Source organism: Rhodanobacter sp. DHB23 (genome assembly GCF_014842975.1).
Classification (GTDB): domain Bacteria; phylum Pseudomonadota; class Gammaproteobacteria; order Xanthomonadales; family Rhodanobacteraceae; genus Rhodanobacter_A.
On record NZ_JACYXK010000027.1, the window covers coordinates 293,242 to 306,818 of the forward strand.

Annotated in this window: 9 protein-coding genes; 2 read left to right on the top strand and 7 right to left on the bottom strand. The window is 69.4% G+C overall.

What is annotated here, in order from left to right:
* Positions 1 to 315 precede the first annotated feature (315 nt).
* The 3 genes from recQ to IHE47_RS11270 all read right to left on the bottom strand — a co-directional run bounded on the left by recQ (position 316) and on the right by IHE47_RS11270 (position 6,168).
* Positions 316 to 2,130 (bottom strand): DNA helicase RecQ, encoded by a 1,815-nt coding sequence (gene recQ / locus IHE47_RS11260; RefSeq protein ID WP_192105978.1) that lies wholly within the window; start codon positions 2,128 to 2,130, stop codon positions 316 to 318.
* A gap of 786 nt (positions 2,131 to 2,916) precedes the next feature.
* Positions 2,917 to 4,530 (bottom strand): APC family permease, encoded by a 1,614-nt coding sequence (locus tag IHE47_RS11265; RefSeq protein ID WP_192105979.1) that lies wholly within the window; start codon positions 4,528 to 4,530, stop codon positions 2,917 to 2,919.
* Positions 4,531 to 4,785: 255 nt separating this feature from the next.
* Positions 4,786 to 6,168 (bottom strand): L-serine ammonia-lyase, encoded by a 1,383-nt coding sequence (locus tag IHE47_RS11270; protein ID WP_192105980.1) that lies wholly within the window; start codon positions 6,166 to 6,168, stop codon positions 4,786 to 4,788.
* 65 nt (positions 6,169 to 6,233) lie between these two features.
* Here IHE47_RS11270 and IHE47_RS11275 point away from each other — a divergent pair, with 65 nt between their 5' ends.
* Positions 6,234 to 6,473 carry a glutaredoxin family protein gene (locus IHE47_RS11275; protein ID WP_192105981.1) on the top strand — a complete coding sequence of 80 codons (240 nt, stop codon included), beginning with the start codon at positions 6,234 to 6,236 and terminating at the stop codon, positions 6,471 to 6,473.
* Between the two features lie 81 nt (positions 6,474 to 6,554).
* Here IHE47_RS11275 and IHE47_RS11280 read toward each other — a convergent pair whose 3' ends face one another.
* On the bottom strand, positions 6,555 to 7,112 hold the full coding sequence (locus IHE47_RS11280) for a YceI family protein (protein WP_192105982.1): 558 nt from the start codon (positions 7,110 to 7,112) through the stop codon (positions 6,555 to 6,557).
* On the bottom strand, positions 7,109 to 7,681 hold the full coding sequence (locus tag IHE47_RS11285; RefSeq protein WP_192105983.1) for a cytochrome b: 573 nt from the start codon (positions 7,679 to 7,681) through the stop codon (positions 7,109 to 7,111). The genes IHE47_RS11280 and IHE47_RS11285 overlap by 4 nt, the downstream gene beginning before the upstream one ends.
* A gap of 219 nt (positions 7,682 to 7,900) precedes the next feature.
* Between IHE47_RS11285 and IHE47_RS11290 the strand changes: the two genes are divergently transcribed.
* Positions 7,901 to 11,458, top strand: a complete 3,558-nt coding sequence (locus tag IHE47_RS11290; protein WP_225561779.1) for a hybrid sensor histidine kinase/response regulator — start codon at positions 7,901 to 7,903, stop codon at positions 11,456 to 11,458.
* 79 nt (positions 11,459 to 11,537) lie between these two features.
* Here the strand turns inward: IHE47_RS11290 and IHE47_RS11295 are convergent, their stop codons facing one another.
* Complete coding sequence (locus IHE47_RS11295; RefSeq protein ID WP_192105984.1) at positions 11,538 to 11,957, bottom strand: DNA polymerase III subunit chi; 420 nt, start codon at positions 11,955 to 11,957, stop codon at positions 11,538 to 11,540.
* A 77-nt stretch (positions 11,958 to 12,034) separates the two neighbouring features.
* A complete protein-coding gene (locus IHE47_RS11300; protein WP_192105985.1) occupies positions 12,035 to 13,522 on the bottom strand; it encodes a leucyl aminopeptidase in 1,488 nt (495 codons plus the stop codon).
* Positions 13,523 to 13,577 lie beyond the last annotated feature (55 nt).

Here is a 13,577-nt window from a genome sequence, read left to right on the forward strand (position 1 = left end):
TTGGCGTCGAGTCTCAGCGGCGAACTGATTTGCTCCTCCCCCTGCTTGCAGGGGGAGGCTGGGAGGGGGTGGAACCTTGCGCAAGACGCTCATGGATTGCTTTCGCGAGAGCTTAACCCCACCCCAGCCCTCCCCTGCACGCAGGGGAGGGAGTCAGTAGCGTTGCACGGTTGAGATTCGACGCTAATCAGGCTGCGCGCAGTGAAGGGAGCCAGTAACGTCGCACGACTGAGATTCGACGCCAATCAGGTCCGCAGCTGAGGTACGCACCCGTTGCACATCCGGCGGCGCGCACAAGCGCGCCTCCGCAGCGCCTCATTCCGCCGCGTTGATCACCGCGAGGAAGTCGCGCCCGTAGCGCGCGAGCTTGGCCTCGCCCACGCCGCTGACCTGGGCCAGCTCGCCTTCGTTCGCCGGCATCGCGCGCAGCATCGCCAGCAGGGTCGCATCGTGGAACACCACGTAAGGCGGCACGCCCTGCTGGCGCGCGAGCTGCGTGCGCAGCGCGCGCAAGGCATCCCACAGCGGCTGCTCGTAGGCCTCGATGCCGAGGTTGGCGCCCGTCACCAGCTGGCTGTCGCGGCGGCGGCGCGCGGAACGCACGGGTTTCGCGTCCTCGCGCAGGCGCACGTCCTGCTTGCCCAGCAGCACGTCGCGGCTGGCCGCGGTGAGCCGCAGCGTGCCGTAGCCCTCCGCGTCCGTGCTCAGCAGGCCGGCGGCGAGCAGCTGGCGGAACACCGAGCGCCAGCCCTTCTCGTCGATGTCGGCCCCGATGCCGAAGGTGGAAAGCTTGTCATGGTCGAGCTGGCCCATGCGCTCGTTGTCCACGCCGCGCAGGATGTCGATCACGTGGCCGGCGCCGAAGCGCTGGCCGCTGCGGTACACCGCCGACAAGGCCTTCTGCGCAGGCACGGTGGCGTCCCAGGTCCTGGGCGGCTCCACGCAGTTGTCGCAGCGGCCGCAGGGGCCGTGGTAGTCCTCGCCGAACGCGCCCAGCAACAGCTCGCGGCGGCAGCGCGTGGCCTCGGCGTAGGCCAGCAGCGACTCCAGCTTCTGCCGCTCGATGCGCTTGCGCTCGTCCGCCGATTCCGACTGCGCGATCATCTGGCTCATCGTCACCACGTCGGCGAGGCCGTAGATCATCCACGCCTCGGCGGGCAGGCCGTCGCGGCCCGCGCGGCCGGTCTCCTGGTAGTAGCCTTCCATGCTGCGCGGCAGGTCCAGGTGCGCCACGAAGCGCACGTCCGGCTTGTCGATGCCCATGCCGAAGGCCACCGTGGCCACCATCACCACGCCGTCCTCGCGCAGGAAGCGCTGCTGGTTCCTCGCACGCGTGGCCGCGTCGAGGCCGGCGTGGTACGGCAAGGCCTCGATGCCAGCCTCGGCCAGCCATGCCGCGGTCTCGTCCACCTTCTTGCGGCTGAGCGCATACACGATGCCCGCCGCGCCGCGATGGCCGTCGATGAACTGCATCAGCTGCGTGCGCGGGTTGTGCTTCAGCATCACGCGGTAGCGGATGTTGGGCCGGTCGAAACTGGAGACGAACTGGCGCGCGTCGCCCAGCGCCAGCCGCTCCACGATCTCCTCGCGCGTGCGCGGGTCCGCGGTGGCGGTGAGCGCGATGCGCGGCACCTGCGGGAAGCGCTCGTGCAGCACGGTGAGTTCGCGGTATTCGGGGCGGAAGTCGTGCCCCCACTGCGACACGCAATGCGCCTCGTCGATCGCGAACAGCGCGATCTCCGTCTGCCCGACCAGGCCGAGGAAACGCGGGGTGAGCAGGCGTTCCGGCGCCACGTAGAGCAGGTCCAGCTCGCCCGCCATGAACTGCCGCTCCACCTCGCGCTGCGACTGCGTGTCGAGGCTGGAGTTGAGGTAGGCCGCCGCCACGCCCGCGGCGCGCAACGCCTCCACCTGGTCCTGCATCAACGCGATCAGCGGCGACACCACGATGCCGGTGCCCTGCCGCAGCAGCGCGGGAATCTGGTAGCACAGCGACTTGCCGCCGCCGGTAGGCATCAGCACCAGCGCGTCGCCGCCCTCCGCCACGTGTTCGACGATGGCCTGCTGCTGGCCGCGGAAACCGGGATAGCCGAAGACGTTGCGGAGGATGTCGAGTGGAGAGCGGTGCATTCGGTGAATGCTAGCAAATGGGGGCAGTGCGGCGGCTGCCGCTGCGCTGACAAAACCTGTAATCCTCACCGCCCTTCGGGGTTTCGGACGACGCTGGCGCTTTATTGCGCGTTGAAATTTTTGCTTTCAAACAACCACAAGCAACAGGACGAAAACGTCGCGACGCCAGTCACCCAGTGATCGCAGGGTCGAACAAGCACAATCGCTACTGGATGACTCGCTGCGCCCCTCCTTTCGGGGCCGCCCTACGTGCGTTCTGCGCACTTCGCGCTTGTCCGACTTCTGCCGGGATGACGAGCTGTAGCTTGTAGCACTGCTTGGACTTGGCTCTGCTCCGGCCTCTGGCCATTGCTTCTGCGCGCTTGGAGCGCGCTGCTTTACCCGGGGCCCCTCGGCGGCGGTGAGGCGTGGACGATCAGGCCGCGCAGCGGGCGAGTCCACGGATGGACTCGCCTTTTCGACCGGGCAGGAGCCCGGCCGAAAAGCCCGGCCACGCCTCACGCACTCGGAGGGCAGGATGCCCGGAGAGCGCCGCCGCGGGGTGGCCTTCTCTTTTGGTTACTTTTCTCTTGGCCACGCAAGAGAAAAGTGACTCGGGCTGCGACAGCAGCACGAAACCGCTCCGTCGCTTGCGATCAAAGCAGCCAACCAACTAAGGAAACTCTGATTTTGCTCGTCATCCCGGCGAAGGCCGGGATCCAGCGTCTGTGGGCCATCAACTGCAAAGACGCTGGATTCCTGCTTTCGCAGGAATGACGAGCAAGAACCCGATTGATCAGACCTTCCTTAACCGTGCGAATGCCCAGCCGCCTCCCGCTCAGCCACCTCCACCGAAGGCGTCCGCCACCCCGACTTCACGCCCCACACGTAGAACACCAGGCTGATCACCGCGACCACCACCAGATCCCAGCCATAGGGCAGATACCCCTGCCCGCCGAACGTGGTGCTGCCCGCCCAGGACACGAGCGCAATGGCCGGCAGGTAGGCGATCAACCACCACGCCCCCTTGAGCTGGCGGCCGAAGTCATGCCAGCCGCTCTTCGCCTGGTAGTACAGGTACACCGGCAGCGCCACGACCATCAGCAGGATGATCTGCCCCGTGAGCGGCCACTTCGCCCAGTACAGCAGCTCGGTGGACATCACGAACGCGACGCCGGCGAGCACCGGCAGTCCGGCAAGGCGCAGCGGACGATGCAGGTCGGGCGCGGTGCGCCGCAGCGTCATCACGCTGACCGGACCGGTGATGTAGGAAATGATCGTCGCCACCGAGATCACCGCCGCCAGCGTGCCCCAGCCGCGGAACTGGAACAGGAACAGGTACGACACCACCAGGTTGAACCACATTGCCGGGCGCGGCACACCCGACTTCGGATCGATGTGGCCGAAGATCTTCGGCATCGTGCCGTTGCGCTCCATGCCGTACAGCATGCGCGCGGTGGTGGCGGTGTAGGTCATGCCGGTGCCGCTGGGGCTGATGAAGGCATCGGCGTAAAGCAGCAGCGCCAGCCAGTTGAGGTTGACGATGACCGCCAGCTGCGCGAACGGCGAGCTGAAATCGATGCCGTGCCAGCCGGCCTTGGCCAGCAGGTCGGGCGGCACCGCACCGAGATAGGCCACCTGCAGGATGATGTAGATCACGGTGGCCAGCCCGATCGAACCGACGATCGCGAACGGGATGCTCTTGCCCGGGTTGCGCGCCTCGCCGGCCAGGTTCACCGGACTCTGGAACCCGTTGAAGCTGAAGACGATGCCCGCGGTCGCCACGGCGGTGAGCACGGCGGCGAAATCGATCGCGTGCGCGTCGCCATGCACACCCACCGAGAAGTTCTCGTGGTGGAAGCCACTGGCGATCAGCGCGATGCCGGTGGCCGCCGGCACGATCAGCTTGAACACCGTGATCGCGGTGTTGGAGTGCGCGAACAGCTTCACGCTCCAGAAGTTCAGCAGGAAGTAGAGCAGCACCAGGGCCGCGGCGATCCACAGGCCGGGCACGGTCAGTTCGCCGTGGCCGCCCGCGGCGTGCAGGTACAGGTTCTGCGCCCATTGCCATTTCCAGCCGGCCATGTACTGCACCGAGGCCTCGGCCTCCACCGGGATCACCGAGACGATGGCGATCCAGTTGGCCCAGGCGCCGATGAAGCCGACCAGCGAGCCGTGCGAGTAGTGGCTGTAGCGCACCATGCCGCCGGACTCGGGGAACATCGAGCCGAGTTCCGCGTAGGTCAGCGCGATGGTCATGATGATCGCCGCGCCCAGCACCCAGGCCCAGATCGCGCCCGGGCCCGCCAGCCCGGCCGCGCGCCACGCGCCGAACAGCCAGCCGGAGCCGATGATCGAACCCAGGCCAGTGAGCATCAGGGCGAACGGGCTGACGTCGCGGCGGATCGAGCTGGAAGACATGGAAACTCCTGAGGCGCGTACCGCGCATTCCCCGAAACAAGTGGGGAATGGTTGCAGACCCGGCCCCGGGACGCCACCCGCCACAGGTCACGACGGCGGGTTGAGCCCCGTGGAACCGGGGTCTCGCGACGGCGTCATGCCCGCGGAGGCGGGCATCCACGTTGCCTTCCGGCAGCGCTTTTCAGCCGTATTTGGTGGATGCCCGCTTGCGCGGGCATGACGCCATCGAAGCTCTGAACGTCAAACGGACGTGCCTCAGCACTCGATGACGTTCACCGCGAGGCCGCCGCGCGAAGTCTCCTTGTACTTGTCCTTCATGTCGCGGCCGGTGTCGCGCATGGTGCGGATCACCTTGTCCAGCGAGACGCGGTGCTTGCCGTCGCTCTTCAGCGCCATGCGGCTGGCGTTGATCGCCTTCACCGAACCCATCGCGTTGCGCTCGATGCAGGGAATCTGCACCAGGCCGCCGATCGGGTCGCAGGTGAGGCCGAGGTTGTGCTCCATGCCGATCTCCGCGGCGTTCTCGATCTGGTGGATGCTGCCGCCCAGCGCGGCGGTGAGGCCACCCGCGGCCATCGAGCAGGCCACGCCCACCTCGCCCTGGCAACCCACCTCGGCGCCGGAGATCGAGGCGTTCTCCTTGTACAGGATGCCGATCGCCGCGGCGGTGAGCAGGTAGTCGACGATGCCGTCCTCGTCGGCCTTGGGGCAGAAGCGCAGGTAGTAGTGGCCCACCGCCGGCACGATGCCTGCGGCGCCGTTGGTGGGCGCGGTGACCACGCGGCCGCCGGCGGCGTTCTCCTCGTTCACCGCCAGCGCGTAGAGGTTCACCCAGTCGAGGATGGTCAGCGGATCCTTCAGCGCGGCCTCGGGCTGGTTGCGCAGTTCCTCGGCCATCGCGGGCGCGCGGCGCGCCACGTGCAGGCCGCCCGGCAGGGTGCCGGGCGAACGCAGGCCGCGGGTGACGCAGTCCTGCATCGCCTTCCAGATGGTGAGCAGGCCCGCGCGTGTTTCCGCCTCGGGGCGCCACACGCTTTCGTTCGCCATCATCAGCTGCGCGATAGTGAGGTGGTGCTGCTCGCACAGCGCCAGCAACTGGTCGCCGGTGGAGAACGGGTAAGGCTGCTCGGTGGTGTCGGCGACGATGCGGTCCTCCGCCGCCTCGTCCTGGTTCACCACGAAGCCACCACCCACCGAGTAGTAGTCGCGCGTGGCCAGCTCGTTGCCGTCGGCGTCGTAGGCGGTGAAGCGCATGCCGTTGGTGTGGAACGGCAGCTTCTGGCGCTTGTTGAACACCAGGTCGGCCTTCTCGTCGAACGCGATCTCGTGCCTGCCCAGCAGGTGCATGCGGCGCGTCTTGCGGATGCGCTCGAGGATGCCGGGGATCGCGTCGGGATCGACCGTGTCGGGATGCTGGCCCTCGAAGCCCAGCAGCACCGCCTTGTCGGTGCCGTGGCCGCGGCCGGTCATCGCCAGCGAGCCGTACAGCTCGGCGCGCACGCGCGCCACGCGGTCCAGCACGCCCTTCTCTTCCAGCCAGCGTTCGGCGAAGCGCGCCGCCGCGCGCATCGGCCCCACCGTGTGCGAGGAGGACGGCCCGATGCCGATCTTGAACAGGTCGAATACGCTGACGGCCATGCGGCGCTCGCAGATAGCGGAAACAGGACGCTATTCTACGAGCGGTACCGCCCATCCGCAGCCGCATGTCCCACCTGACCCTCTACCAGCGCGACTATTGCCACCTGTGCGACATGGCGCTGGCGGTGCTGGCCGAGGCACAGGCACCGGAGTTCGACAGCGTGTGGGTGGACGACAGCGCGGAGCTGGAGCGACGCTACGGCACCCGCGTGCCGGTGCTGCGCGACGGGCGCGACGGGCGCGAGCTGGACTGGCCATTCGACGCGCCGGCGGTGCGTGGCTTCCTCGCCACCGCGTCGTCGTAAGGAGCGCACCCTGTACGTGATGGCTCTTGCTCCGATCAAACACCAGAGCAATCGCGCACAGGGTGCGCTCCTACCGGCGGATCATTTCGCCGTCAGCACCAGGTGCGCGTGCACCTTCACGTCGGCGCCGATCACCGAGGTGTCGGCGTAGTCGCCGCCGCCCACCTTGAAATCCAGGCGCTTGAGCGTGCCGCTCACGTCCAGCGTGGCGCCCTTGCCCTGCGGCCTGAAGTCCACCGCGAGGCTCACCGGCCTGGTCACGCCGCGCAGGGTGAGCTGGCCGTCGGCCACCACCTTGCCGCCGACGCTGCGGAAGCCGGTGGTGACGAAGTGCGCCGTGGGGTACTGCGCCACGTCGAAGAAATCCTTTCCGGGCAAGGCGCCCTGCTGGTCCTTGTCGCTGACCGCGACGCTGGCCATGCTCACGCTGACGTCGAACTTCGACTGCGCGAGCTGGGCCGGGTCGTAGCTGATCGCGGCCTGCCACTGCCTGAAGCTGCCGTCGAAGCCGGCGCCCTGGAAGCTGCCGGTGAAGCCCAGCGTGCTGGCGGGTTGCACCGCGTAGTCGGCGGCGAACGCGGCGCAGGGCGCGGCGAGCGCGAGCAGGGCCGCGGCGGCGAAGCGATGAATGGTTTTCATGGGTTTCCTCCCTTGTCGTTGCGCGATTTGCCGAACGGCAACATGCGGCGCAGCACGTCGTCGCCGTCGAACACGTGGTGCTTGAGCGCGGCGCCCACGTGCGCCACCAGCACCAGCACCAGGAACCAGAACAGGTATTCGTGCAGCGCATGCGAGAAGTGGCGCAGCGCGTCGTCCTTCGCCGCCAGTGCGGGCAGGTTGAACAGCTTGAAGAACTGCAGCGGCTTGCCGGTCACCGAGTTGAACCACCAGCCGGAGAGCGGCAGCGCCAGCGCCAGCAGGTAGAGCAGCAGGTGCACGATGCGCGAGGCCAGCATCTGCCAGCGCGGCGCCAGCTCCTCGCGCGGGCGCCCGTCGCGCCAGCGCCAGGCCAGGCGCAGCAGCATCAGCGCCAGCACGGTGAGGCCGATGGACTTGTGCAGCGCCAGCCAGTTGATCTTCCGCATCGGGTTGCCGGCCAGGTCCATGCACAGGCCGAACACGCCGTTGCCTAGGATGGCCAGCGCCACGACCCAGTGGAAGGACTTGGCGATGGTTCCCCAGTGGTGGGCGTCGCTGCGCAGCGTCATGGCGGATCCTCGATGGCATGGTGGTCGATGCGCGGCAAAGTCTGGACGAAGGCCGGCGCGGATGCCAGCGCCCGGAACGGGACACAGTGTTCCCCCGGCGTTCGCTTCCCTTGCCCCCTTTTGGCATGATTCGCGGTCTGACGTGGTGCGGCTCGCGCGGATCGCCGCGCGAGCCGGAGCACCGCCGTAGCGGGGACAACGATGGGACGCGGGCCGTTGATGTCTGCGGGCTTGCTGGGCCTGCTGCTGCTCATCGCGATGCCTGCACCGGCACGGGCGCAGGCCATGCCCGCCTCCGCGCCGCCGCCGGCGGTTCCGCTGGTCACGCCGCAGTTCCGCCGCTACGGCGTGGACGATGGCCTGCCGAGTTCGAACGTCTACGCCGTGGCGCAGGATCGCAGCGGGGTGGTCTGGTTCGGCACCAAGGGCGGCATCGCGCGCTTCGACGGCGTGCAGTTCCAGGTGTTCCGCCACGTGTCGAACGACCCCGGCTCGCTGTCCGACAACGGCATCTCGACCCTGCTGGTGGACAGCCGGAACCGCCTGTGGGCGAGCGGCCTCAATGCGGGACTGAACCGCTACGACGCAACCACCGGCAAGTTCGTGCACTGGGGGCACGACCCGGCCGACCCGACCAGCCTGTCCAGCGCGCGCGTCTGGTCGCTGGCGCAGACGCCGGACGGCGCACTGTGGGTGGGCACGGACAACGGGCTGGATCGCCTGCGCCCGGACGGCCACGGCTTCGACCACGTCGAGTACCAGCCGCCCGCGGGCAAGGCCGAGAACTTCGGCGCGGTAGGCGCGCTCCACGTCGATGCGCACGGGCAACTGTGGATAGGCACCGACCTCGGCGTGTTCCGCCGCGACACCGCGGGCCGGATGCACAGGGTGCTGGCCGCCGACCCGCACGATTCGATGTCGGCCTGGAACATCGACAGCGACGGCGACGAGGTGCGCATCGCCACCGACCGTGGCCTGATGGTGGTGGGGGCGGACGGACTGGCGCGGCGCTTCGGCGGCACGGCGATCCCGGCCACCAACGTGATGGACAGCAAGCGCGACCGGGCCGGCCGGCTGTGGATAGGCACGCAGCGCGGCCTGTTCATGCAGCCGCGCCCCGGTGCGCCGGTGATGGCGATCACCAACCACCCCGTGCTCAACGGCAACCTGCCCGGCAGTTGGGTGTGGCACATGCTGGTCGACCGTGCCGGCGGCCTGTGGCTGGCGGTGCTCGACGGCGGCGTGGGCTACCTGGCGCCGGGCTGGGGCAGCTTCAGCCGCTTCACCCACATCCCGGACGACCCGGCCAGCCTGCGCGACGCCGTCGCCACCACCATGGCGCGCGGCAAGGACGACCTGCACGTCTGGGTGGGCGAACGCGCCGGCCGGGTGGACCGGCTCGATCCCGTCACGGGGCAGGTGGAACACGTCCTGTCGAACCTCGACGGCGACGTGGTCGGCATGACCGAGGACTCGCGCGGCCGGCTGTGGGTGGCGCTGCAGGGCTACATCGCCGTGTGCGATGTCGCGCAGCGCCGCTGCACGCGCATCGATCCGGGCCATGGCGTCATGCGCCATCCGCTGGAAGTGGAGCCGGGCCCGGACGGGCAGATGTACGCGCGCACCTTCGGCGAAGGCATCTTCCGCATCGACCAGGACACGCTGGCGGTGACGCCGGTGCCGATGGACCTGCCCAACGAGCGGGTGCGCTGGGGCAGCCAGATGACCCTGCGCGACGGCGTGTTCTGGTACGCCAGCGACGGCGGCATGATGCAGTTCGACCGGACGCGCGGGCGCTTCGCGATGGCGCCGGGCGCGACGCCGGGACAAGGCGTGGACGCCTTCGCCTTCGCCGTCGACGGCATGTGGACGGCCAACGCGAACGGCCTGTCGCACTACCGCATCGAAGGCAACGCGATGGCGCTGGACCGCACGGTGGATTCCGCGCAGGGCTGGCCTTCGATCAACGTGGTGGACCTCAAGGTCGACTCGCAGGACCGCGTGTGGGTGTTCGGCCATGACGGGCTGTGGCGCTTCGATCCGGCAAGCGGGCACTTCCGCTCCTTCGGCCTGCAGGACGGCCTCGCCAACGGCGAGTTCTCGCGCGGCTACGCCGAGATGCCCAGCGGCTACCTCTATGCCGCGACCCTGGGCGGCGTGGTGGCGTTCGACCCCGACCGCATCGGCGCGCAGAAGGCACCGCCGCCGCTGGCGATCACCGGCGTCACCGTGCGCCGGCGCGGCGTGCGGCAGGCGCTGCCCATCGAGCGCGGCGTGGTGCACGTGGGCTGGCGCGACCGCCAGCTGAGCATCCAGGCGCGGGTGTTCTCCTACCTCGACCCCTACGCCAACCGCTACCGCTTCTTCCTGCACGGCTTCGATCCCGGCTGGGTGGACGTGGGCAATCCCGGCGAACGCGACCTCTCCGGCCTGGGCAGCGGCGATTACACGCTGGAGGTGATGGCGGCCGGCGCGGAAGGCGTGTGGACGCACCTCGCGCAACCGCTGCACATCCACGTGCAGTCGCCGCCCTGGCTGCGCTGGTGGGCGTGGCTGCTGTACGCGCTGGCGCTGGCGTCCGCGGCGAGCCTGCTCATGCTGGAGTGGCAGCGGCGCCTGGCGCAGCGCCACCACGTCGACCTGATCGAGCAGCGGCACGCCCTCGCCGAGCAGGCCAATGCGGCGAAGACGCAGTTCCTCGCCACGCTGAGCCACGAGATCCGCACCCCGATGACCGGCGTGATGGGCATGGCCGAACTGCTGCTCAACACGCCGCTGGACAGCCGGCAGCGGGACTACACGCGCGCCATGCAGCGCTCCGGCGGCATGCTGCTGAAACTGCTCAACGACGCGCTCGACCTGGTGCGCATCGACGCCGGCCGCTTCGAACTGGAGCCGTCGCCGTACGACCCGCGCCAGGTGGTGCTCGACGTGGCGCAGCTGGAACAGGGCATGGCCTGGAGCAAGGGCCTGCAGTTCGTGGTGGAGGTCGCCGACAACTTCCCCGCACTGGTGGTGGGCGATGCGGTGCGCATCAAGCAGGTGCTGCTGAACCTCGTCAACAACGCGCTGAAGTTCACCGAGCACGGCAGCATCACCCTGCGCGCCACGCGCAGTGGCGACGACCTGCTGTTCAGCGTCAGCGACACCGGGCCGGGCATCCCCGGCAACAGCCAGTCGCGGCTGTTCCGGCGCTTCGAGCAGGAGGAAAGCCCGCAGCGCCGCGCCGGCAGCGGGCTGGGCCTGGCGATCTGCCGCGAACTGGTGGAGATGATGGGCGGCCGCATCGAGCTGCAGTCGCGGCTGGGCCACGGCAGCACCTTCCTGGTGCGCCTGCCGCTGATCGAGGCAAGCCCGGCACCACCGGAACCCGCGTTGCCGCCGCCGACCGGCGGGCGCCGCCTGCACCTGCTGCTGGTGGAGGACGACGCCATCGCCGCCGCCGTCGTCACCGGGCTGCTGCAACAGCAGGGACACGCGACCCGCCACGTGGCCAACGGCCTGCAGGCGCTGGCCGAGCTGGAGCGCGAGCGCTACGACGCCGTGCTGCTCGACCTCGACCTGCCCGGCCTGGACGGCTTCCAGATCGCCCGCCTGATCCGCCAGCGCGAGACGGAGCGGCGGCTGCCCATCGTGGCGGTCACCGCGCGCACCAGCGATGGCGACGAGGCGCTGGCGCGTGCCGCCGGCATGGACGGTTTCCTGCGCAAGCCGGTCAGCGGCGAACAGCTGGCGGCGATGCTGGCAGGCGTGCTCGAGGGCGGGGTCCCGGCGTAGGAGCACCCTGTGCGCGATTGCCTTGCGCTTCGATCAGGCGCCGAGGCCATCGCGCACAGGGTGCGCTCCTGCCGGCAAGTCACATGTCGTGCTTGGACAGCTCGAAGCCGCGCCGCTTGTATTCGCCCCAGCGCTCGCGCGAACCGGTGCGCTCGTCCGGGTCGGCGGCCACCACCTCCAGCACGCGCTGGAAGTTGCCGCTGGCGCAGTCCTCGCGCAGGTTGATCACCATCGGCCGGTCCGGCGTGTCCACGCCGGGCGGCACGATCAGCACCGCGGTATCCGCATCGTCCTCGTCGCCGGCCAGCTGGTGCGGGATGAAGGCATCCTCGTCGAAGGCCCACAGCAACTCGTCGATGGCCTCGGCCTGCACGTGGTCGCGGGCCAGGATCAGGGTGGGCTGCTGCGCCGCGAACGCACGCTTCGCCAGCTCGCACACCAGCAGCAGCGGCTGCTCGCGGAAACGCGGCTTGTCGATCAGGTAGAAGTCGGCGCGCATGGAGTGAAAGCCGGGATTGGGGAGTCGGAAAAGCGGCATGCTACAGGCTTCGGCTCTTGCCAATCCCGAATCCCGAATCACGAATCCCGGTCCAGCAGCCACTGCGCCAGCAAGGCCACCGGGCGGCCGGTGGCCAGGCCCTTGCGGCCTTCGTCCCACGCCGTGCCGGCGATGTCCAGGTGCGCCCAGCGCTGGCCTTCGGCGAAGCGCGACAGGAAGCAGGCGGCGGTGATCGCGCCGGCGCTCTTGCCGCCGATGTTGGCTACGTCGGCGAAGCCGGAGTCGAGCTGCACCTGGTAGTCGTCCCACAGCGGCATGCGCCACGCGCGGTCCAGAGTGTGCTCGCCCGCGGCGAGCAACTCGCCGGCGAGGTCGTCGTGCTTGCTGAACAGGCCGCTGGCATGCTTGCCCAGCGCGATCACGCAGGCGCCGGTGAGCGTGGCTGCATCGACGATGGCCTGTGGCTTGAAGGTCTGCGCGGTCCAGGTGAGCGCGTCGCACAGGATCAGGCGACCCTCGGCGTCGGTGTTGAGCACCTCGATGGTGAGGCCGGACAGGCTGGTGAGCACGTCGCCGGGGCGGTAGCTGTCGCCGTCGGGCATGTTCTCCGCCGCGGGCACCACGCAGACCAGGTTGTGCTTCAGGCCCATCTTCACGGCGGCCACGAAGGCGCCGAGCACGCCGGCCGCGCCGCCCATGTCGAACTTCATCTCGTCCATGCCCGGGCCGGGCTTGAGGCTGATGCCGCCGGTGTCGAAGGTGATGCCCTTGCCGACGAAGGCGTAGGGCGCCACGCCTTCGGCGCCGCCCCGGTATTCCAGCGCGACCAGCTTCGGCTTGTTGACCGAGCCGCGGCCCACCGCGAGCAGCGAGCCGAAGCCCAGCTTTTCCATCTCCACGTGGTCGAGCACGCGGCAGGAAACCTTGTCGTGCGCATCGGCGAAGGCCTGGGCCTGGGTGGCGATGTAGGCCGGGTTGCAGATGTTCGGCGGCAGGTTGGCCAGCTCGCGGGCGAAGCGCACGCCTTCGGCGATGGCCACGGCCTGGTCCAGGCCGGCCTGCGCTTCGGCGCCGGCGGCGAAGGCCAGCGCGGCGAGTTCCGGCTGCGCCGTCTTCTCGCGCGGCTTGAAGGTGGCGGTGTAGCGGTAGGCGGCATGGTCGGCGGCCAGCGCGGCGGTGCGCACGCGCCACGCGGCATCGAAGCCGGGCACGTCCACTTCGGCGAGGAAGGACACCGCCGCGGTCAGCGGCAGCTTGCCCAGCGCGCGCGCGGCCTCGATCGCCACCTTCTGGTAGCGCGCCGCGTCGAAACCCTTCTGCGCGCCCAGGCCCACCACCAGCACGCGCCTGGCGGCCACGCCGGCCGGGGCGTACAGCACGGCGGTGCTGCCGGCCTTGCCGCTGATGTCGCCGCTTTCCACCTGGCGCTTGATCGCGCCGCCGGCGGCGTCGTCCACGCGGGCGGCCGCGCTGGTCAGCACGCCCTGTTCGTACACGCCCACCACCACGCAGGCGGTGTCGGCGGCTTCGGGAGCGGTGGTGACGAGGCTGAACTGGAGGGTCATGGCGGGGTCCTGCATGGGCGCGATGGACAGGGAACCGGCTAGACTGGCGGTTCCC

What these genes read in the sequence shown, in the direction of transcription:
- recQ (WP_192105978.1), bottom strand. Translation starts at nt 2,130, where the DNA reads ATGCACCGCTCTCCACTCGACATCCTCCGCAACGTCTTCGGCTATCCC.
- IHE47_RS11265 (WP_192105979.1), bottom strand. Translation starts at nt 4,530, where the DNA reads ATGTCTTCCAGCTCGATCCGCCGCGACGTCAGCCCGTTCGCCCTGATG.
- IHE47_RS11270 (WP_192105980.1), bottom strand. Translation starts at nt 6,168, where the DNA reads ATGGCCGTCAGCGTATTCGACCTGTTCAAGATCGGCATCGGGCCGTCC.
- IHE47_RS11275 (WP_192105981.1), top strand. Translation starts at nt 6,234, where the DNA reads ATGTCCCACCTGACCCTCTACCAGCGCGACTATTGCCACCTGTGCGAC.
- IHE47_RS11280 (WP_192105982.1), bottom strand. Translation starts at nt 7,112, where the DNA reads ATGAAAACCATTCATCGCTTCGCCGCCGCGGCCCTGCTCGCGCTCGCC.
- IHE47_RS11285 (WP_192105983.1), bottom strand. Translation starts at nt 7,681, where the DNA reads ATGACGCTGCGCAGCGACGCCCACCACTGGGGAACCATCGCCAAGTCC.
- IHE47_RS11290 (WP_225561779.1), top strand. Translation starts at nt 7,901, where the DNA reads ATGTCTGCGGGCTTGCTGGGCCTGCTGCTGCTCATCGCGATGCCTGCA.
- IHE47_RS11295 (WP_192105984.1), bottom strand. Translation starts at nt 11,957, where the DNA reads ATGCGCGCCGACTTCTACCTGATCGACAAGCCGCGTTTCCGCGAGCAG.
- IHE47_RS11300 (WP_192105985.1), bottom strand. Translation starts at nt 13,522, where the DNA reads ATGACCCTCCAGTTCAGCCTCGTCACCACCGCTCCCGAAGCCGCCGAC.